The organism is Nocardia sp. N2S4-5 (assembly GCF_044628355.1).
GTDB classification, from domain to species: Bacteria; Actinomycetota; Actinomycetes; order Mycobacteriales; family Mycobacteriaceae; genus Nocardia; species Nocardia wallacei_B.
On sequence record NZ_JBIUPM010000001.1, the window covers coordinates 6,237,585 to 6,258,379 of the forward strand.

Annotated in this window: 19 protein-coding genes and 1 pseudogene; 4 read left to right on the forward strand and 16 right to left on the reverse strand. The window is 67.5% G+C overall.

The genetic code is table 11. The features are described 5' to 3' along the window. Positions 1–3: 3 nt before the first annotated feature. A complete protein-coding gene (locus ACFMRZ_RS28780) occupies positions 4–378 on the reverse strand; it encodes an ACT domain-containing protein (RefSeq protein WP_400181468.1) in 375 nt (124 codons plus the stop codon). A gap of 27 nt (positions 379–405) precedes the next feature. Then, positions 406–786, reverse strand: coding sequence for a hypothetical protein (locus ACFMRZ_RS28785; protein ID WP_280272163.1), 381 nt, complete (start codon positions 784–786; stop codon positions 406–408). 367 nt (positions 787–1,153) lie between these two features. Between ACFMRZ_RS28785 and ACFMRZ_RS28790 the strand changes: the two genes are divergently transcribed. The 3 genes from ACFMRZ_RS28790 to ACFMRZ_RS28800 are packed head-to-tail and all read left to right on the forward strand — an operon-like array spanning position 1,154 to position 5,091. Next, the gene (locus tag ACFMRZ_RS28790; protein WP_400181469.1) at positions 1,154–1,654 is read left to right on the forward strand and encodes a MarR family winged helix-turn-helix transcriptional regulator; all 501 of its coding nucleotides are present in this window, start codon (positions 1,154–1,156) and stop codon (positions 1,652–1,654) included. Positions 1,655–1,657: 3 nt separating this feature from the next. Beyond that, entirely contained in the window at positions 1,658–4,273 is a 2,616-nt protein-coding gene (locus ACFMRZ_RS28795; RefSeq protein ID WP_400181470.1) for an MFS transporter, read from the forward strand. Further along, the gene (locus ACFMRZ_RS28800; RefSeq protein ID WP_400181471.1) at positions 4,270–5,091 is read left to right on the forward strand and encodes a YceI family protein; all 822 of its coding nucleotides are present in this window, start codon (positions 4,270–4,272) and stop codon (positions 5,089–5,091) included. Before ACFMRZ_RS28795 ends, ACFMRZ_RS28800 begins: the two co-directional genes overlap by 4 nt. A 6-nt stretch (positions 5,092–5,097) precedes the next feature. Here the strand turns inward: ACFMRZ_RS28800 and ACFMRZ_RS28805 are convergent, their stop codons facing one another. The 3 genes from ACFMRZ_RS28805 to ACFMRZ_RS28815 form a co-directional block, all read right to left on the reverse strand. Then, the gene (locus ACFMRZ_RS28805) at positions 5,098–6,063 is read right to left on the reverse strand and encodes an alpha/beta hydrolase (protein WP_400181472.1); all 966 of its coding nucleotides are present in this window, start codon (positions 6,061–6,063) and stop codon (positions 5,098–5,100) included. Between the two features lie 90 nt (positions 6,064–6,153). Then, complete coding sequence (locus tag ACFMRZ_RS28810; RefSeq protein WP_400181473.1) at positions 6,154–6,681, reverse strand: dihydrofolate reductase family protein; 528 nt, start codon at positions 6,679–6,681, stop codon at positions 6,154–6,156. A 2-nt stretch (positions 6,682–6,683) separates the two neighbouring features. After that, positions 6,684–7,601: a helix-turn-helix domain-containing protein gene (locus tag ACFMRZ_RS28815; RefSeq protein WP_400181474.1), complete on the reverse strand. Its 918-nt coding sequence runs from the start codon at positions 7,599–7,601 to the stop codon at positions 6,684–6,686. Between the two features lie 114 nt (positions 7,602–7,715). On the opposite strand from ACFMRZ_RS28815, the gene ACFMRZ_RS28820 reads away from it, so the two are divergent. After that, positions 7,716–8,600, forward strand: a complete 885-nt coding sequence (locus ACFMRZ_RS28820; protein ID WP_400181475.1) for a DUF5995 family protein — start codon at positions 7,716–7,718, stop codon at positions 8,598–8,600. 16 nt (positions 8,601–8,616) lie between these two features. Here ACFMRZ_RS28820 and ACFMRZ_RS28825 read toward each other — a convergent pair whose 3' ends face one another. The 11 genes and pseudogenes from ACFMRZ_RS28825 to ACFMRZ_RS28875 form a co-directional block, all read right to left on the reverse strand. Continuing rightward, a complete protein-coding gene (locus ACFMRZ_RS28825; protein ID WP_400181476.1) occupies positions 8,617–8,943 on the reverse strand; it encodes a DUF732 domain-containing protein in 327 nt (108 codons plus the stop codon). Positions 8,944–9,366: 423 nt separating this feature from the next. Further along, positions 9,367–10,548 (reverse strand): type I restriction endonuclease, encoded by a 1,182-nt coding sequence (locus ACFMRZ_RS28830; RefSeq protein WP_400181477.1) that lies wholly within the window; start codon positions 10,546–10,548, stop codon positions 9,367–9,369. A 177-nt stretch (positions 10,549–10,725) separates the two neighbouring features. Then, positions 10,726–11,629, reverse strand: a pseudogene (locus tag ACFMRZ_RS28835) (IS5 family transposase). 179 nt (positions 11,630–11,808) lie between these two features. Then, entirely contained in the window at positions 11,809–12,246 is a 438-nt protein-coding gene (locus tag ACFMRZ_RS28840) for an excalibur calcium-binding domain-containing protein (protein ID WP_400181478.1), read from the reverse strand. 113 nt (positions 12,247–12,359) lie between these two features. Further along, positions 12,360–13,154: an inositol monophosphatase family protein gene (locus ACFMRZ_RS28845; protein WP_400181479.1), complete on the reverse strand. Its 795-nt coding sequence runs from the start codon at positions 13,152–13,154 to the stop codon at positions 12,360–12,362. Then, the gene (gene fadD11 / locus ACFMRZ_RS28850; RefSeq protein ID WP_400181480.1) at positions 13,151–14,917 is read right to left on the reverse strand and encodes a fatty acid--CoA ligase FadD11; all 1,767 of its coding nucleotides are present in this window, start codon (positions 14,915–14,917) and stop codon (positions 13,151–13,153) included. Before fadD11 ends, ACFMRZ_RS28845 begins: the two co-directional genes overlap by 4 nt. A gap of 7 nt (positions 14,918–14,924) precedes the next feature. After that, positions 14,925–15,845, reverse strand: coding sequence for a short-chain dehydrogenase/reductase (locus ACFMRZ_RS28855; protein WP_400181481.1), 921 nt, complete (start codon positions 15,843–15,845; stop codon positions 14,925–14,927). Further along, positions 15,842–17,299, reverse strand: a complete 1,458-nt coding sequence (locus ACFMRZ_RS28860) for a flavin-containing monooxygenase (RefSeq protein WP_400181482.1) — start codon at positions 17,297–17,299, stop codon at positions 15,842–15,844. The genes ACFMRZ_RS28855 and ACFMRZ_RS28860 overlap by 4 nt, the downstream gene beginning before the upstream one ends. After that, positions 17,296–18,789, reverse strand: a complete 1,494-nt coding sequence (locus ACFMRZ_RS28865) for an aldehyde dehydrogenase family protein (protein ID WP_400181483.1) — start codon at positions 18,787–18,789, stop codon at positions 17,296–17,298. The genes ACFMRZ_RS28860 and ACFMRZ_RS28865 overlap by 4 nt, the downstream gene beginning before the upstream one ends. 41 nt (positions 18,790–18,830) lie before the next feature. Next, the gene (locus ACFMRZ_RS28870; RefSeq protein WP_400181484.1) at positions 18,831–19,871 is read right to left on the reverse strand and encodes a PDR/VanB family oxidoreductase; all 1,041 of its coding nucleotides are present in this window, start codon (positions 19,869–19,871) and stop codon (positions 18,831–18,833) included. After that, positions 19,871–20,764 carry a metal-dependent hydrolase gene (locus tag ACFMRZ_RS28875; protein ID WP_280270973.1) on the reverse strand — a complete coding sequence of 298 codons (894 nt, stop codon included), beginning with the start codon at positions 20,762–20,764 and terminating at the stop codon, positions 19,871–19,873. Before ACFMRZ_RS28875 ends, ACFMRZ_RS28870 begins: the two co-directional genes overlap by 1 nt. Positions 20,765–20,795 lie beyond the last annotated feature (31 nt).

Consider the following 20,795-nt stretch of genomic DNA (forward strand, 5'->3'; position numbering starts at 1 on the left):
CAACTATGCCGACGACTCCGCGACCTCGTGCCCGGCCGACTTCAGCGCTGCGATCGCCTCCTCCTGCCGCTCCTGCGGCACCAGCACCAGATCGGCGTGCCAGGTCGAGGTGACGAAGACCGGGATCGACGCGTCGGCGAGCGGACCCACCAGCGCGGCCAGTGCGCCGGAGTCGTGCGGTCCGCGCGCGGCCGCCCCGGCGTAGAAACCCACCCACACCTCGCCCCGCTCCCACGGCGGCGCCTCGCGGACCATGGTCAGCCCCTCCGGCGCGCGCACCAGCGCGATCCACTCGTCGTCCTCGGGGAAGGTCGCGGTGGGCAGATGCTCCACCGCGAACCGCGACGGGACGATGTGCAGTCGCTGCGCCTTGGTCATCCGGTCATGGTATTCGGCGCGTCCGACTCAGCGCCCGGCGCGCGACGGGCGGCGGATCGGGGTCGGATGCGGCGCGAACCGGCGGTGCACGTACTGCAGCCCCGCCAGCAGCAGCGCGGCGACGGCCGCGGCCGGATAGTCCCCGGTGATCACGCCGACCACCGCCAGACCACCGAAAACCGGCAGCTCCAGCACCGCGCACCAGCCCAGCAGGCGCAGCCGGGTGGAATGCGAATCCAGCCAGGCCAGGCCGTCGTCGACGATGTCCTCGGCGGTGGTGAGTTCGACCAAGCCGTCGCCGACCTGAACGAACCGGTGTACCGCCTGGTCGCGCGTGATCCTGCCCAGCCAGGCCTCGTCGATGAGCCGCTTGCCCTCTTCGGCGACTTCCGTGATGACCGCGTCCATGCTGCGGGTCCCTTTCGAGTCGGTCCCGCAGATTCTAAGCGCCGGGGCGGGCAATGGTTCCGCTGACGGGAAGGCGGGTGGTCGTCGCGGCACTCCCGGAACGTGGGATTATCTGGCAATACGGGCAAACCGGACGGGACGGAAGGCCTCGGTGGTGTGTTCCTGGCCACAGCTGTCGTCGGCGGTGTATGCCCGTCGTGGCGCTGAGGGTGCAGACCTGGGATGATTTCGGTCGGGCCGGGCGTCGCCCGCTCTGTCCCAGGCGAAATACCGCTTGCGGAGGTGCTACCTCCGGTCTGTATAGTTGGCCTCAGCAACTAGTTGTAAGTGCTAAACAAATGTGTTGCGGGGAAAAGGAAAGCTGATCATGGTCGTTGCTGCCCGTGATCGCGGTGCTACGAAGGCCGAACTCGACGTCGCCGACCAACTCGGCGCCCAACTGGTCCGGCTCATGCGGGCGATCGGCAGAACCAAATCGCAGCTGGCCCCGCTCGGACCGGACGGGCTCGAGCGGCTGGCCTACGCTGTACTGTTCTGCCTGGTCCACGACGGCCCGCAGCGGACCGGCAGACTCGCCGAACTGCTGCATGCCGAGACCTCCACCATCAGCCGGCAGACCAGGAATCTGGTGTCGCACGGACTGGTGGAACGCCGCGCCGACCCGATCGACGGGCGAGCCTGCGTCCTGGCCCCCACCGCGGAGGGGGTGCGGGTGTTCGAGGAGAACCGCCGCATCCGCAACCACGTGCTGGCCGGACTACTGACCGACTGGTCCGAGGACGAGCGTACGACGCTGACCGACCTGGTCGAGCGGCTCGTCACCGGGATCGAGAAGACCACTGCCACAGCCGATTCGAATAGGGCTTGATTGATGACAACTTCGACCACCCGGGCACCGGCGGCGCAGCCGGTCCTGGACGCCGGTGCGCAACCGTCGCTGACGCACCGGCAGGTTCTGACGATTCTGTCCGGCTTGCTGCTGGGCATGTTCCTGGCCGCGCTCGACCAGAACATCGTCAGCGTGGCGATCGTGCGGATCGCCAACGACCTGCACGGCTTCGATCAGCAGGCGTGGGCGACGACCGCGTATCTGATCACGGCCACGATCAGCACTCCGCTGTACGGCAAGCTCGCCGACATCTACGGCCGAAAGCCGTTCTACCTCACCGCGATCGCGCTGTTCGTCATCGGCTCGGCGGCGTGCACATTCGCGACCTCGATGTACATGCTGGCGGGATTCCGTGCCTTCCAGGGTCTCGGTGCGGGCGGCCTGATGTCGTTGGCGCTCACCATCATCGGCGATATCGTCCCGCCGCGGGAGCGCGCCCGTTATCAGGGCTACTTCATGATGGTGTTCGGCACCTCGACGGTGCTGGGCCCCGTGCTGGGCGGGCTGTTCTCCGACTACGACCACCTGTGGGGCCTGGACGGCTGGCGTTGGGTGTTCCTGGTGAACGTGCCGGTCGGCGCGCTCGCGCTGCTCGTGGTGGCGAAGGTGCTCAATGTGCCGCATCAGCGGCAGAAGCTGCGCGTCGACTGGTTCGGCGCGGTCGCGCTGGCCATCTGCGTGGTGCCGCTGCTGATCGTGGCCGAGCAGGGCCGCAGCTGGGGCTGGGACTCGAGCAAGGCGCTGCTCTGCTACGGCGTGGGCGCGGTCGGGCTGGTGCTGTTCCTGGTCATCGAGGCCGTGATGAAGGACTCCGCGCTGATCCCGCTGCGGCTGTTCAAGAACTCCACCTTCTCGGTGGCCATCGGCGGCGGGACCATCGTCGGCATCGCCATGTTCGGCTCCATCACCATGGTGCCGCTGTATCTCCAAGTGGTGCGCGGATATTCGCCGACCGAGGCGGGTCTGCTGATGCTGCCGCTGGTGCTGGGCATCATGAGCGGTTCGGTGATCGCCGGTCAGGTCACCAAGCGCACCGGCCGCTACAAGATCCTGCCCGTGCTCGGCACCTTCATCATCACGATCGGCGCGCTGCTCTACGCCCAGGTGAAATTCGACAGCCCGCTGTGGCAGCCGCTGATCTTCGGCGGCATCATCGGCCTCGGGCTGGGCTTCTGCATGCAGACCCTGATCATCGCGGCCCAGAACGCCGGACCGCGCCGGGACATGGGCGTCTCGACCGCGTCGGCGACCTTCTTCCGGCAGGTCGGCGGCACGCTCGGGGTGGCGGTGTTCCTGACGATCCTGTTCAACATGCTGCCGACCAAGATCCTCGATGCCTTCGGCGGACGGCTGCCCGCCGGATTCGATACCGACAAGCTCGACCAGTTGCAGGCCGACACCGCCGGTATCGCCGCGCTGCCCGACCAGGTGCGTGAGCCCATCCTGATCGGCTTCACCAACGCGATGCACGGCGTGTTCTTCCTCGGCGCGGCCGTGGCCCTGCTGGCATGCATCGTGCTCATGTTCATGAAGGAGATTCCGTTGCAGGACCCATCGACGGCCCAGCCGAAACCCGAAACGGACAATGCCACAACGGATCAGAGCGCGGCGGCCGCCGCCGTGCCGGTCGAGGTCGAGCCCGTCGCGGCGGCGAACCGGGCCGAGCCCGAACGGACCGTGGACCGGGTCCGGGAGGACCCCGCGCCCGTGATCTTCGAACCCGAACCGGTGCTCGCCGCCACCGGTGGCCGCCACGCGGTCGCCAACGGTCATGTGGCGCACCGGGTGTCGGCGATCTCGACGCCTCGTGCGACGGCCTCCGTGGGTGGGCGCTCGATCAGCGGGCGCGTTCGCCGCGAGGACGGCCGGGCGGTGGCCGGTGCGGCGCTGACCCTGATCGACCAACGCGGACATCAGGTTTCGCGTGCCACCGGCGACGGCGGCGGCACCTACACCATCGAGCCGCCCACACCCGGCGGCTACGTGCTGATCGTGTCGGCGAGCGGGCATCAGCCCACGGCCGTCAACGTCACCGTCGACGGCAGCCCGCAGCACCTGGATCTGACGCTGCAGGGTTCCGGCGAGCTGACCGGCACGGTGCGCACCGCCGGCCGCCGCGAGCCGGTCGGCGGCGCCACGGTGACGGTGACCGACCTGCGCGGCGATGTGGTCGGCGCGGCCGTCACCGCCGCCGACGGCGGATACGTCTGCCACGGCGTGGTGTCCGGGACCTACACCCTCGTCGCGGTCGCCCCGCACATGCGGCCCACGGCGACCACGCTGACCATCCCCGACAGCGGCCAGTTGCGCTTCGACGTCGAGCTGGCGTCCATGGCGCGGCTGTCCGGCGCGGTCCGGGCCGCGGGACGGCCGGTGCAGGACGCGCAGGTCACGGTGCTCGACGCGAGCGGAACCGCGGTCGGCTCCGCCCGCACCGACGCCGAGGGCCGCTACTGCGTGACCGACCTGCCCGAGGGCGACTACACGGTCGTGGCCCGCGGCTACCCGCCGGTGACCGGCCGGGTGCACGTCAGCGGCGGCGACGTCGACCACGACGTGCGCCTCGGCTACGACGACCAGCATGTGGAGCTGTCATGAGTGGATTGACCGCACAGATTCGAAACGCCGACGGATGGCCCGTGGCCGGGGCGGTACTGACCGTCACCGGCCTCGACGGCCGGCAGCTGGCTCGGGCGGTGGCCGACGAGACGGGGGCGGCCACCACCGAGGCACTGCCCGCCGGCATGCACACCGCCGTGGTCACCGCGCCCGGCCACAGGCCGATCGCGCAGATCGCTCGCGTGTCCGAGGCGGGCGCCGGGACACTCGGGGACATCCGGCTCGAGCCGGAGGCGGGCTCGGTCGAGCTGCCGCCCGCCGGTCCCTGGACCATCGACCCGGTGCATTCGACGGTCGTCGCCACCGCGCGCCACCTCGGCATCGCGAGCATCAAGGCCCGCTTCGCCGATGTCGGCGGGCGGCTGGACGTCGCCGAGAACTTCGAGCACACAACGGGATACGCCGAGATCAAGGCGGCCAGCATCGACACCGGCGTCGGCATGCGCGACGACCACCTGCGCACGGCCGACTTTCTCGACGTGGAGCGGTATCCGGTCATCGGATTCACCGGTAACGGCCTGCGCCGCACCGGCGCCGACAGCTGGATCATGGCGGGCGAGCTGGAACTGCACGGCGAGCGCCGCCCGATCGATCTCACCCTCACCTACGGCGGCTACGGCCCCGATCCGTGGGGTGGCGTGCGCGCCGCCTTCCACGCCGAAACCCTGTTGCGCCGTGATGATTTCGCCATCGACTACAACGCGGTGGTGCGGGCGGGCGTGGCCGCGGTCGGCACCACCGTGAAGATCGACCTCGACATGGAATTGGTGCAGGGCGACCGGCTGCCGGAGATGTAGCCGCCCTCAGCCGACCACCGAATTCAGCAGCATCGGCAGGGCATTGCGCATCTGGGCCGTCCAGGCGTCCCAGTTGTGGCCCTGGCCGGGCTCGTAGCGTTCGTCGACCGTGGCGCCGAGCTGTTGCAGGCGGTCGACGAAGCGGTAGTTCTGTTCGTAGGCGCCCTGTTCGACCAGATCGTTGCGGCCGTAGGAGACGAACAGCGGTATGCCGGTGAGCTTGTCGGCCTGCACATAGGGGTCGTTGGCCTGCCAGACCTCGAGCTCTTTGGGCACGGTGTAGTCGCCCCAGACCAGTTTCCAGTTGGCGCCGCAGCCCTGGCCCGGCTTGTCGGGTTCGCCGGGCGCGCCGGAGGCGTGCAGCGGATCGACGTTGCCGCTGAACGACGCCGCCGACCGGAACATCCCCGGGTGGGCGGCGGCCAGCTTCATCGAGCCCAGTCCGCCCATGGAGTTGCCCGCGACGGCCCGGACGTCACTGGCCCGGTACTGGTTCTCCAGGATGGTGCGCAGGTCGTCGGTCAGGTAGGTCTCCCACGCCGGAGCGCCGCCCCGGCCACCGTTGTACCAGTCGGAATACGCACTGCACCAACTGGTTTCGGGGAGCACGAAGATGGCGTCGGAGCCCGCCGTCAGCGCCTCCAGGTTGCCCTTGTCGGTCCAGGACTTGTGATCGTCGAATCCGCCGTGCAGCACCCAGACGGTGGGCCAGGTCCGTGTGGCGTCCTTCGACCATCCCGGCGGCACCACCAGACGCACCACCTTGATCGGTGCGTCGAGATTCGGTGAGGACACCCCGAAGTCGAGGATCCGGTCGCTGACCCGGGTCTCCCACACCACCGTCCCGGCGGCGTGGGCCCGCGGGGCCGCGGTGAACGGCACGGCCAGAGCGGCGACGACAGCGAATACGGCGAGGACGACCTTCGCGAACGTGGGCGTCTGCGTACCCGCCCGTACCGAGCTATGGTTCATCTGGCGGATGCTAACCAACGACCGGTCCTACGGGTAAGCGGTTTGTGCTGGGCCACAAATATTGTTGCGACACAGCAAATTTCGCGGGGGTCAGTCCCGCACCACCGCGTAACGGGCACAGGCGAATTCGCCGTTGGTCGCCAACTCGGTGAGCTTCAGCTCGATGTGGCGGGGGAGCAGGGGCGCGCCCGCGCCGAGGGTGACGGGTGCGATGGAGACGCACACCTCGTCCAGGAGTCCGTGATCGGCGAACTGACCGGCGAGGTCGCCGCCGCCGACCACCCACAGGTTCTTCGCGCCGGCCGCCTCCGCCATCTCCTTGTACACGGCGGGCACCGGGTCCTGCGTGAAGCGCACATCGGCGTCGGTGCGGGGCGGGAACGTGCGGTGGGTGAAGACCCATGCGGGCATGTCGTAGACCCAGGGTTCGCCGCTGTCGAGAACCCATTGATAGGTGCTGGCGCCCATACAGATCGCGCCGATGTCCTTGATGAATTCGTCGTAGCCCATCGGCCCGTCGCCCTCCACGATGCGTGACAGCAACCAGTCCAATGAATGGTCGGGTGTCGCGATGAAACCGTCGAGGGTGGTCGCTGTGTAGTAGGTGGTGTAGGGCATGGTCAGCCTCGCTCTCGTAGCCACATGATGGGGTCGCCGCTGTCTATTTCTGTTGTGCTGCCGGATAATTCGCCGCGCAGCCAATGCCGGACCAGTTGCCTGCGGTGCGCGGAGAAGGTGAGTACGTGTGCGACGACGCTCCCCAGCACGAAGCTCTCGGGCGGCTCGCACAGCGCGTCGATGAGGGTGTCGCCCCAGCCGCCGCGGCGGTCGATGCCGCGGATCGTCTCGAGCCAGCGCGGACCCACCTCGTCGAGCCGGCGTATCAGGGTCGGCAGGTCGTCGGGCTGCCGGTGCGGGGTGTCGTCGCCGTCGATGGAGGCCAGCCAGGCCTCCTTCGTCCAGATCAGGTGGTCCAGGGCGGTGGCGATCGAATCGTCCGGGCCGTCCCAGTCGAGCACGGCGTGGGGGCCCCGGTCGCGCCGGTACTGCTCCTCGTCGAGGCCGCCGGCCAGCCGCAACAGTGCCCGGGTGTCGTCGAGATCGTGGTGTACGAGCAGCGAGGTCGGGTCCATGTCGTGCCTGCCTTTCGGTTCCCGCTCCACCCACAGCGACATCGGCGGATGGAAGTGAATGCCGTTCGCCGCGGTCAGCCAGTGGCGCCGCGCGGTGGCGGAGGTGGCGCTGGGCGGATGCCCGTACGCGCGGCTGAAGGCCCGGCTGAAACCCTCCACCGAGTCGTAGCCGGCCGCGAACGCCACGTCGGTCACGGAGGAGCCGGTACTCAGCTGCCACGCCGCCCGCTCCAGCAACACCCGGCGCCGCAACGCGACCGGCGATTCCCCGGTCCCGCGGGAGAACTGGCGGGCGAAGTGGTAGGGCGAGGCGAAAGCGTGCTGGGCCATCGCGCTCAGCGTGGCGTTGTCCTCGTCCAGAACGGCGTCGAGGAGTTCGCGCAGGCGGTCACGTCCGTTGGTCACGGTTGACAGTCTGGTACGTGCAGGTGAGCCCGCGCTTGACCGATCTTGCGCAGGTCGGTCGAGTCGCGTTTCGCGGACCCTGCGAGCCACCTCCTCATGCCCTAGGCTCCCCCCATGGGGGCAATTCGAAGCCTGATAGTCGTCCTGGCCGGTGTCCTCGCGGTGAGTGTGGCGCCCGCCGCCGCGTTCGGTGCGGGTGTTCCGGCCGTCGCGTGTGGCACTCCGCTCTCGGATTCCGAGATCGAGACCATCACCGCGCTTTCCGATACGTCGACGCTGGCCGGAGCGCCGCTGCCTCGGCTGGAGGACGCGGTCGAGCGGCATCGGCGGATCACGGAGATCCTGGTGGCGCACGGCGATCGGCGCGGCGTGTTCTCGCTCGGTCTCGACGCCGTCGAGCAGCTCTCGGTCATGCCGATGCAGCGCGACCCCGCGGCGTTCGCCGACGCCGACTACGCCCATGCGATCAGCCTGGAGCTGCTACGCCGCTATCTGGTCAACGTGCACGCGGAGTTCGGCGGCGGCGTGGTCGAGCCACACTGGGCGCCGTACTTCGACCTCGCTCGGCAGTGCGAGATCTCGGCCGCTCGGCTCGCGATGGTGGGGTACAACGCGCATCTCACCGTCGATCTGGCGTATTCCGTTGCGGCAGTGCGTACCCGGCCCGACAACGCGGGCGACTTCTTCAAGATCGTGGACGGTATCGCCTCGGCCGGTTTCGTGATCGTCGACCTGACGAAGGCCGTGTACGGCGGCGATCTCGGACCGCTGTGGCGGCTCTATTTCGTCGGGGAAGGGCTGGATCTGCTGGCGGGTCAAGGGGTCGCGACCAGGCCGCTGCTGCGGATTGTCGACCTGGGATACAACGTCGTCGTCTTCGGGAACGGGCTGGCGCTACAGGATCCGAACACCCGCGAGGCCGCGGCGGTGGAGATTCGGGCGCTGTACGGCACCGCGAACGTCGCCTTCGAGGTGTTGGCGGCGCTGCGCGGGTTGTGAGTCGTCGTGGGCTGGTTCAGCCGCCGTGGGGCCGTTGTAGTTGATGCCACGGGCAGTAGGTGTCGATGGTGGCCGCCAGGAAGGTGTACGGATACTCCACCGAGTCCCGGAGGTTCTCCGCCAGCCGAACCTGATTGGCGGCCGAATTGCCGTTGGCGTCCAGCCACCCGCACTCCGCGTGCGCCAACTGGATGGCGGCATCCTGCCGCACATGGTCGGCATCCTTCAGATGGCTCTTGTCCAGGAATTGGCTGTCGACCGGACTGCGATCCGGGCGGACTCCCCGACTGGCCGAGGTGGGATCGCCCGGGTCCGCATGGGCCGATACGATACCGAGGGACATGAGCGCACTCGTGACAGCAGCTACCGCAACGGCGCGAAAAATCCTGTTGTGCATGGTATTTCCGGTGTCTTCGTCTACTAGGCCGAGTCGGCGACCGAGCGGTGCCGAGCATCCGGTATCGGCTTAGCCACCACCGGCCCCCGTTCATGGTCCGATCTCATCATCGAGTTGTTGACAGCAGCAATGTATTCCGTCACTCCGCAACACCCCACAGATCTGTCATTCTTCACCGTTCGGTAGCCGGGCGGATGCGGGATCGGAGAGAAGGTGACCTTGGGCAGCGGGGTTGACGACCAGTCGCAGGCAACTGGGGGATTTGGACTCTATCCCACCCCTCCCACACCCAGCACCTTCCCAGCCCTGGGTACCGCTAAGGCCCCGCTACCCCACCGCCACGCACTACTCGCCCGCCGGGCTCGCGGGTCACCACGAACCCGATCCCGGGCCTTCGGATCCGACCGGCTGCACACTGGTTGATACATCGTTGCTTCGGGGCGACAGTGTGTAAAGATCTGCCGTAGCACGGATCTTGTCGACATGGCGGTACAGGTCGACGACAGTGCCGAGGTCATGGCGTTCCCCTTCTCTGCCGTTCTCGAAGGTGGTAATAAACTTTACGGACTTGCCGTTGAGATGAAGTCGTATGATCGGTTTGCGATTGTTGTCATCGAGGAGGATCGCGAAGTATGCCTTCCCGTCTCGGTAGGAGACCCTGGTGGGGTCTACATCCTTGGCGAGTATGGCCCGTACGATATGGAATCCATACAGCTCTTCCTCCGTGGTGACAATATCTGCCTCCTTGCTCGGAACAGCCGAGTCCTGCGGTGAAGACGGTGCTGTGTGAATTGGCTGTGCAGGAGTGGCGACAACCGCACTGTCATTGTCGCGCAATGCGGTGTTCAGTCGGTCGCTCACCTGATCTGCGATGTACTGTGCCACTGCCCTCGCTGTCAGCGTGCGAAACTGCTCGACTATCCGCTGGGTGGCCTTTCCTTCGTATACTCGCGCCGTGCAGAATCGGACCCACTCGTCCGATGGGCTCTTGAACTCGGCGGCGATCAGGCGCTTGATCTGACCGATGTACTTGAGTTCTTCAGCGGCGCTGAGGATCGAGTCGAGGTCGAACGATTCCTTGGAGAGCTTCGCTACTTCCGGGACGAGTACCTTGTCCATGTCGAGCAGGTCGAACACGAGAAACGGCTTCGAGTCCATCACGTTCGGCCTGTCGCCATCGGTGAAGACCTGGTACTCGCGACCGTTGGTGAGTATGGCGATGCGAGCCGATGTGACCGAAAAATACCGATACAACTGAGATGCGTGATTGATACTGAGCGTTTCGGATATCTTCTTACACTCGACCAGTATCTGGATAACTCCCTCCCGCTTGATCGCGTAATCTATCTTCTCGCCCTTCTTGGTGCCCACATCGGCCACGAACTCCGGCACAACCTCCGAGGGATCGAACACGTCGTAGCCGAGAACCTGTGAAATGAAAGGCATCACCAAGGCATTCTTGGTTGCCTCCTCGGTGACTATCGCCGCTTGTGACGATCGCAGCTTGTTCGCAATAATATTGATTCGGTCGATGGTGGACGTGCTCGACATGAAACCACCTTCCTTCCGGCGTCAGATATGACGAATGTGGTGTTTGCTGCCAACCCGAGCAGCGAACACTCAGCAGATCGACTCTTCTGCGCCGGAAGTTACGCCCCGACTGAAATGCGCCCGAAATGGTGACATCCGCCATTGCGCCGACAGCCACCCTGCCCTTCGTTCGAGGGCTTAGGTTGTGTCTCCCAATGATTTGAGCCATTCCACGATGAGGGCCAGCGTGAATCCGCCACGGTAGGTGGTGGCGAGCTTGTCGTAGCGGGTGGCGACTGCGCGCCAGTGTTTGGCTTTGTTGAACGCGCGCTCGACGACGTTGCGGCGTTTGTAGACGATTGTGTCGAAACCTGTCGGCCGCCCGCCTGCACGTCCCCGGCGCTTGCGGTTGGCGATCTGATCGGCGCGTTCGGGGATTACCGCCCGGATATGCCTGCGCCGCAACAAGTTCCGGTTGGACCTCGCGGAGTACGCCTTGTCCGCGATCACGGTGTCCGGGTTGCGCCGGGGTGGGCCGCCCTCGAGACGGGGTACCGCCAACTGCTCGAGCACTGCCGGGAGCATGGGTGAGTCCGCAGCCTGCCCAGGCGTGATCAACACGGCCAGACCGCGACCGCTGCCGTCCGTCGCGACATGGGCCTTGGTGCTCAGCCCGCCTCGCGAGCGGCCCAGCCCGTGGTCGGCCGGTTCATAACCCACCCTCCGGGCCGTCGGTGCGGGCACCGGCAGCGTGCTGGTGGGCTCGTACGACCGTCGAGTCGATCGACACCACCCAGTCCAGATCGCCGGTGGTGTCAGCCAGCGCCAGCAGCGCGGTGAGCACCCTGTCCCAGGTGCCGTCGGCGGCGTAGCGCCGGTGCCGTTTCCACACCGTCTGCCACGGCCCGAACACCTCCGGCAGATCCCGCCACGGCACGCCCGTGCGCAGCCGGTACAGCATCCCCTCCACGACCCGGCGGTTGTCTCCGAAGTTACGACCCACGCGCCCTTCGGATTTCGGCAGCAGCAACTCCAACAGCTCCCACTGCCTATCCGTCAGGACTCGATACCGATCGCCAGCCACCGTCACCACAGCGAACATGATGCATGATCGGGCCCGCGCAGCGGGGCCGATCAACCGGCCTCATTAGGAGACACGACCTAGTGCTCTACCGGCGGCGCCCGATCGACAGCCACGGCCGGGAACCCGACTGGCCTCTGCTGCGTCCGAGTGCCGTTCGCTTTCTATGACGAGTTGGATGCGGTGAGGGAACTGCGCGCTCACTTCTCGCAAGCGATGCCGTTGTTGTCACCGTCGAGGCCTGGGCGGTAGCCCGGGTCGCCCTTGTGTAGTGGGGTTGCGCCTGCGGCTTTGGCTTCCTTGCAGGATTTGTAATAGGGCTTCGGGGTGGAGGTTGGGGCGGGCGGTTTGGTGGGTTTGGGAGCGGGAGGTGGTGGGGTGGTGGTTGGTGCGGGTTCGGGTGGGGCGGCGGGTTGTGGGGGTGCGGCCGGTGGGGGTGGTTCGGCTGCGGGGGCGTTGGTGTCGAGGGGGCCGTCGGCGGGGGCGAGTGTGGTGGGTTCCGGGGCCGAGGGGATTGCGGAGGTGCTGGAGGTTGCGGATTCCGCGGGTAGTGCGTTGGGAGTGACGGTGTTGCTGCATGCGGTGAGGAAGCCGAGCCCGACAGCGGCGATGGCGAGGGCGGTGCGCGATAGGGACAACGAAATTTCCTGTCGAAGCGACGTTTTGGGGCTTTGTGTGGCGCCGCTGTTGTTACAGTGCGACAGCGAGTTACGCAACAGCAAGCCGACCGGCGACGCTTCTACCAGGCCCGCTACGCGACCCGTTCGATCAATCCCAGAAGCTGAGCCGCGAGCGGACGACCGACGGCTATCGTGCTGTCCGACCTCAAATTATGTGCGCCGCCTCCCAGTTCGACTACCACTGCACCGCTTTCGCGGGCGATGACCACGCCAGCCGCAGTGTCCCAAGGCTTGTTGGAGAGGCTGACACACGCGTCGGTACGACCCTCCGCCACCCACACCAGATCGAGTGCGGCCGAACCGAACATACGTACGCGCTCGACTCCGGCGGCCAGCGCCGTCGTAATGCCAAGGCGCCGCACGTTCTTCGGCTCGGCATCAGCACCGGTGGCGTAGTCGCCGATCGAAACGATTGCATCACGCAGCTTTCCGCAGTCGCTGGCGTGAATCCGCCGTCCGTTGCAGAACCCGCCGCCACCTTCCGCCGCGAAATATTCCAGCCCCAGAAACGGAGCCGAGACAACACCGACCGTCGGAACACCGTCCTGAATCAACCCCAGCGACACCGCGCACAGCGGTAGACCGTGGACGTAATTCGACGTCCCATCGATGGGGTCCAGCGCCCACACCCGGCCTGTCCCCGGGTCGACCGAACCGTCGTCGCTCTCCTCCCCGAGAAAGCTGACCCCAGGCGCCTCCCGATCGAGAAACCCCCGGATGTGCTCCTCGATACGTCGATCGAGATCAGTAACGAAGTCGCGATCACCTTTAAGATGAACGGCCCCTCGTTCGGCGCTGGCAAGCAGTTCAGCACCCTCGGCAACCGCGGCACGGGCGATCGCCAGCTCGTCCCGATAGTCCGTCAACTAGTGGCCGCCTCCTGCGCACTCGGTTCGTGTACCTCGGGGCTCGGATCGGGGGCGTACAAATCCTCGATCTCCTTGGCGTACTTTTCCCCGATCACCCGGCGCTTGAGCTTCATGGTGAGGGTTAGTTCGTCGCCGCCTGGTTCCCAGGATTCGGGGAGGATTCGGAAGCGTTTGATTTGTTCTACGCGGGATAGGGCTGCGTTTCCTGCGGCGATGCCTCGGGCGATTCGGTCGAGGAGTTCGGGGTCGGTGGCCTGGGCGGGTTCGGTGTCGAGGACTATGAGGGCGGTGTTGTAGGGGCGGGCGTCGCCGATGGTCGCGATGGCGCCGATCGAGGGGCAGTGGGCCTTGATGGTGTTCTCGATGTGTGCGGGCGACATGTTCTTGCCTGCCGCGTTGATGATGAGTTCCTTCTTGCGGTCGACGACGGTGAAATAACCGTTGTCGTCGATCGTGATGATGTCGCCGGTGTGCAGCCAGCCGTCGGAATCGATTGCCTCGGCGGTCTTTTCCGGCTCGCCGCGGTAGCCCTTCATGACAAGGGGGCCGCGGACGAGGAGTTCGCCGTCGTCGGCGAGGCGGGCCGTCATGCCGGGGAGCAGCGTTCCGACCGTCCCCAGCCGGGCCTGCGCGGGGTGGCTGATGCTGCAGATGCAGGTGAGTTCGGACATGCCCCAGATCTCGGTGATGGGGATGCCGAGACCGGCGAAGAAGGCGAGGGTGTCGCGCGGGATGGGCGCGGCGCCGGAGAGGGCCCAGCGGACCCGGTCCAGGCCCAGCTTGGCGCGCAGACCCGAGAGCACCAGTTCGTCGGCGCGAGTCCATTCGTCCTGAAGATCGGCGGGGACGGGGGAACCGGAGATCTTGTGCTCGGCGTAGCGGCTCCCGACCCCGAGTGCCCACTCGATGGCGGTGCGAGTCGCCTCCGGCTCGGCCGCCACCGCGAAACCGATTGCGGCGCGCAGCTTCTCCCACACCCGCGGGACGGCGCCCCAGATCGTGGGCCGCAGCTCGGCGAGTGCGGGGCCGATCCGGCCGGGGTCGTCGACGCAGGTGATCTGCGTGCCGAAGACGAGCTGGAAGTACAGCGCGGTGAGCCGGTCGGCGATGTGGGCGGAGGGCATGTACGACGTGATGGTGTCGCCGAACCGGATGCCGAGCACCTCCTCGACGGCATAACACTCGAACAGCAGGTTGGCATGGGTGGTTTCGACCCCCTTCGGCGCCCCGGTGGTGCCCGAGGTGTAGATCAGGGTCGCCACGTCGTCGGGCCGAACCGCGCGCCAGCTGCTTTCGAAGTCGAAATCCGGTGCGCCGGAACACATCAGCTCGGCGACGGACATCGTTCCGGCCGGAGCGTCGTCCACGCAGACGATGCGATCCAACGGCACGCCGCTCGCCCGCACCCGATCGACGTACTGCGGCTCGCACATCACCACGCGCGCACCGGAATTCGTGAGCACGTGCGCGATCTGCTCCGCGGGCAGCGTGTTGTAGACGGAAAACGAAGTGGCGCCGAGATGTTGGGCGCCGACCTCCAGCGGATAGAACTCGATGCGATTGGCCATCATCAGCGCGACGGTGTCACCACGGCGGACCCCGAGCGCCGACAGTCCGGCGGCGACCGCGCGCACCTGATCGGCGTACTCGCGCCAGGTGAGCGTGGCGGCATCGCCCGGCGAGCGCAGCGCCACCGCATCGGGCTCCTGCGCGGCATTGTGCTGGAAAGCGGCACAGAGGGTTTCGAAGCGGGCAGTCATACAGATATCACCCACGCACCCGTTGCTCGACCTTGCGCACCAACTCGTGGATGCGCGGATCGTTCGCCAGCCGATTGTCCAGCACTACGTTGATCGCCCCGCGCAACAGCGCGTACAGCTCCCAGCCGGCGGGCGCGATGGTGCGGGGAGCCCGGCGTTCGATGCCTTCGGCGATCACCTCGGCGGCCTGACCGGCCGTGATACGGACGTTCAGCGGCCAGGGAAGCATCTCCGTGAGGGCCTGGCCGAGGTCGTCACGGTCGAGGGTGTCGTGCGTCATCTCGGTGTCGACGACGCCGAAATACGCGATACCCGCACTCGCCCCGACGGCGGCGAGTTCCACGCGCAGCGCCCGGCCCAGCTGCTCGACCGCGGCCTTGCTGATCATGTAGGGCGACCCGGCCATGCCGGGCGCGAACGCGGCGCACGACGACACCACCACGACGTGCCCGTGCGCGGCGATCACATGATCCAGCGCCGGACGCACGGTGTTGAACACCCCGGTGAGATTGATGTCGAGAACACGGTCGAAGTCGCGGCCGTCCATGGTGCGCAGGGTCGCGGGCCGCGGCACCACCCCCGCATTGGCCACGACGACATCCAAACGGCCGAAATCCTCTGCGACCCTGCCGATCACGTCACGCATCCCGTCGCGGTCGGCGACATCGGCGGCGAAGGCGGCCGCACGGACGCCCAGCCGATCGGCCACCGCCGCCGCGCCGTCCTTGTCGATGTCGATGATCGCGACCGACGCGCCGCGGCGATACAGCAATACCGCGAGTTCACGGCCGATGCCCTGGCCCGCGCCGGTGATCGCGACGACCTTGCCCGCCACGGAATAGTCCGGGCGATCTCCGAGCGCACGCGCCAGCTGTCCGCGTGCCCCCGCGAGAACGGAGCGGGGATCGAGTGCCGAGCGACCCGTCATTGCGCCACCTCGTAGGATCGTGTGTCGAATTTCGCTGTACGACTGCGATATTCGAAGCTCCAGTTGGGATACAGTCCGGCGTTCAGCCCGTCGGGCGTGGTGTAGTAGCTCTTGCAGCCACCGGTGAGCCAGACGCTGTTCGAACTGCGCCGGGCCATCTCGTCGAGGAACTTCTCCTGCACGTTCGGGCGCACCTCCACCCGGCGCGCACCCGTGCGGCGCACCGTCCGCAAGGCGTCGACGATGTAGGCGATCTGCGATTCGATCATATAGATCGCCGACTGGTTCCCGGCCGCGCCGAACGGCCCGAGTGTCATGAAGAAGTTCGGGAAGCCCGAGATCGCCACGCCCAGATAGCTTTGCGGCTGCTTGTGATACAGCTCCGCCACCGACAGCCCGTCGCGCCCGACATAACGCTCGTACACCGTGGGAATGGGTGTGAATCCGGTGCCGAAGATGAGGGTGTCCACCGGATGCTCGGTCCCGTCGCGCAGCACGATCGAGCGCGGCCGCACCTCGGCGATGCCCGCGGTGATCACCTCCACATTGGACTGGTCCAGCGCGGGGAAGTAGGCGTCGGAGAAGATGGCCCGCTTGCAGCCGATCACATAGTCCGGGGTCAGTTTCCGGCGCAACGCCGAGTCGCGCACCTGCCGCCGCAGCTGCAAGCGGCCCAGCGCCTCGTAAGGGTGCCGGAAACGCTTGTCCACCAGGGAGATCAGTCCGAAGGACTCGATCGCCGCGTACCAGCCACCGCGAACGGCCCGCTGCGCCAGCGGGATACGCCGCAGCAGCGACCGCTCCAATGCCCCTGTCGCCCGGTCCATCCGAGGCACGATCCACGGCGCGGAGCGCTGGAAAACCAGCAGCTTGCCGACCTTCGGCTGGATCTCGGGCACGAATTGCACGGCGGAGGCGCCTGTTCCGATCACCGCCACCCGTTCTCCGGTGAGGTCGTGCTCGTGATCCCAGTGCAGCGAGTGGAAAGCCTTGCCCTCAAACGAATCCAAGCCGGGCAGCTCGGGATACTTGGCCTCCGCGAAGATTCCGGCGGCCGAGATCAGGAAGTCCGCGGTCATTCGCCCGTGCGGTGTCTCGATGCGCCACACCGAGTGCTCGTCGTCCCAGCGCGCCTCGAGCACTTCGGTCTCGAATCGGATGTGCCGCAACACATCGTGCTCGGTGGCGACCCCGCGGAGGTAATCGAGGATCTCCCGCTGCTTGCCGTAGGTGCGGGACCAGTCCGGGTTGGGGGCGAAGGAGTAGCTGTACAGCTGTGAGGGCACGTCGCACGCGCAGCCGGGGTAGGTGTTCGCCTGCCAGGTTCCGCCGAGGTCGGCGGCCCGCTCCAAAACTACGAAGTCGGTGAAACCGGCTTCTCGGAGCTTGACCGCGAGCCCGAGGCCGCCGAATCCGGCGCCGACGACGGCGATGTGGGTGTGCTCGGTACTCATCGGCGGGCCCTTCCGTGCAGGACCGCCACCAGGGTGTCGACCACGGCGTCGATCCGTTCGGTACGACGGAACGTGGTCAGCGGCAGCGGCGACGGAAAGCGTTGCCGCGTAGTGGCTTTGGCGTACGCGAATTCCTTCAGACCGTCCGGCCCGTGCACCCTGCCGAACCCGGATCCTCCGACACCGCCCAGCGGCAGTGTGGGAATCGTGGCGTGCGCGACGAACGCGTTGATCGATGTCCCGCCGGCGCGGAGGCGCGCGGCGATTCGCTCACCGTCGCGCCGGGCGAACACGGTGCTGCCCAGCCCGTACGATCCGGCGTTCACCAGCTCGACGGCCTCGTCCATATCGCGGACGCGGGTGACGGTCAGCGTGGGGCCGAAGGTCTCCTCGGTGATCGCGGCGGCGTCCTCCGGCACGTCGGCGAGGATGGTCGGCTGCACGAATTGCCCACGGATGCCCTCGGTTCCGCCCAGCAGGAGGCGCGCGCCGCGGGCGAGCGCGTCCTCGATGTGGCGACGGATGGTGTCCACCTGCTTGGGCATGGTGATGGGACCGATCTTCGACCCGGGCGTACCCGCCTCGATGGCTCGGGCCCGCGCGACCAGTTCGGTGACGAAGCGTTCGTACACCGACGTGTGCACATAGACGCGCTCGACGGCCAGGCAGGTCTGCCCGGCATTGGACAGCCCGCCCCAGACGGCGGCGTCGGCGGCCGCCTCCAGATCGGCGTCGGCGTCGACGATCAGCGCGTCCTTGCCGCCGCATTCCATCAGCAGCGGGGTCAGGTTCTCGGCGCAGGCGGCCATCACCCGCTTGCCGGTGGCCGTCGACCCGGTGAAGCCGATCTTTCCGACCGCACTGCGGCACAAGGCGTTTCCGGTTTCACCGAGCCCGGTGACGACCTGGAACACCGGCTGCTCGGGCACGACCCGGGCGAACGCCTCCGCCAGCCGGAGGCCCACGCCGGGCGTGTACTCGCTCGGCTTGAACACCACGGCGTTCCCGGCGGCCAGCGCGAACGACAGAGAGCCCAGCGGCGTGAATACCGGATAGTTCCAGGGCCCGATCACCCCCACCACGCCGTACGGCCGGTATTCGACGCTCGCGGCGTGGTTGGCGGTGAGCAGGCTCGGACGGACCGACCTGCGCCCCAGCACGCGCTCGGCGTGGCGGCCCGCCCAGCGCAGATGCTCCAGGGCCATGGCGATCTCGAGCTTGGCGTCCGGCACCGGCTTGCCCATCTCCACATGGATCAGCTCGGCGAGTCCCGCACGGTCCCGGGCGATCTCGCCGCGCCACGCGTCCAGGCGACGGGCGCGCTCGGCGAAACCGAGAGCGGCCCACCAGGTCCCGGCCGGGTGCGCCGCGGCGACGGCCGCGTCGACCTCGGCGCGGGTGTGGACGGGATAGACTCCGGTGAGTTCGCCGTCGGCGGGGTTGCGCACCTCGAATGTCGTTGCGGCGCTGAGCTTCGTCGATGCCGTCATCGGCGCACCTCCTGTCCGGACGTCGGTGTCCGTCGTGGGATTCACAGGTCGACCACCAGTTCGTTCCCGGCGGCGCGGGAGACGCAGACCAGCATCCGGTCGCGCCGGGCCTGGTCGGTGAGGGTGTGATCGCGATGGTCGACGGCTCCGGCCAGCACTCGCACCTCGCAGGTGCCGCAGTAGCCCTGCCGACACGAATAGGCGACGTCGGGGAGCTCGCGGTGGATCGCGGACAGTGCGGTCTCGTCGGCCCCGACGCGGATCGTCTTGCCGCTGTGCGCCAGCCGCAAGTCGAACTCCTTGCCGTCGACCACCGGCGGCGCGGAGAACCGCTCGGTGTGCAGGGAGCCGGTGGGATTCAGGTCGAACAGGCAGTTCTGGGCGGCGGCGAGCATCGGCGGCGGACCGCAGACGTACACGGCCGCACCGGGGTTGGCGAGGGAGATCAGGGCGGGGACGTCGGGCGGCCCGCATTCGTCGTCGGGCCGGACGTCCGCGCCGGGCAGTTCGTCCAGGAACGGCATCGTCTCGCGGGAGCGCCCGGTGTACACCAGATGCCCGCGCGCTTTCGCGGCCTTGACCATCGGCAGGATCGGCGTGATGCCGATCCCCCCGGCGATGAACAGATACGACGGCGCGTCCACGAGGGCGAAGGCGTTGCGGGGACCGCGAACACGCACGCGGTCACCGGCTTTCAGCACCTCGTGCACCTCACGGGAACCGCCGCCCCCGGGGATCAGGCGCACCGCGATCCGGTACCGGAACCGGTCGGCGGGGTCGCCGCACAGCGAATACTGCCGCTGCCGCCCGGACGGGAGGAACAGATCGAGGTGCGCACCGGGCCGCCAAGTCGGCAGCGGCGACCCGTCGGGCGACCGCAACTCGAGGCTCACCACATCGGTGGCGCGCCGCTCGACCGCCGCCACGGCCAGCTCGATGTCGAAACCACTGCGGCGCACCGGGTTCGGCCGCGACAGCAGTGGCGCGGTGGGTCCGCTGACGAACATCCGCTTGTAGAGGTCCATGACCCCGCCGAGGATCCGCAGGCTCGGTGACGGCTCGGCCGCCAGCACGGTGTGCATCAGTGACTCGCCGCCCGGGCCGCCGGAGACTGCGCCAGGTACCGCAGCGCCTTGTCCATCGAGCCGAGCTGGGACGGATGGAATCCGGGGCGCAGGTAGCGCGGGAGTTCGGTGAGGAACACCGTCCAGCTGGGGATGACGCCACGCCGCGTGGCATTGAGGAATTGCAGCCCCCAGAACCGTCCCTTGTCCGCCGACGGATCCTTGCGGTACAGATAGCCCGCCGAGACGACGAACAGCGGCAGCAGGGTCACGCCGGCCAGGACGGCGGTCCGCGCCCGGCGCGCGTAGCTGCCGTCGAGGTGCATGAACGCGTCGTAGACGACGCTGCGGTGCTCCACTTCCTCCGCGCCGTGCCAGCGGACCAGGTCCAGCATCGCCGGATGCATGCCCTTGGCCTCGAGAATGTCGGCGTTGAGCAGCCATTCGCCGAGCACGGCCGTGTAGTGCTCCATGCCGGCGAACAGCCCGAGCCGTTCCTTCAACCACTCCTGCTCGGCGCGGCCGGTGAGACCGTGGCCGCCCAGCAGGCGGTCCACGAGCCAGGAGATCTTGTCGATGTAGGAGTCGACGTCCAGGCCGATGGACTGCAGATGCTTGCGCGCCGCCTCGTGACTGCCGGCGTGCATGGTCTCCTGGCCGACGAAACCGCGCACCGCCTCGCGCAGCCGCTCGTCCTCGATCTGCGGCAGCGCCTCGCTGAGCGCTTCGGCCATGGCCCGCTCGCCCTCCGGAAGGACCAGATGCATGACGTTGACGATGTGGGTGGCCAGCACCTCGCCCGGAATGTAATGCATCGGCACCGAGTCGAAGTCGAAGTGAACGTCTCGCGCGTTGATCGCGTGTGCTTCGTCGCGGTAGCGATGCTCCGCCGGGCCGACCTGTACAACCATGCCCAGACCGTACATCGCAACAAAATCCATT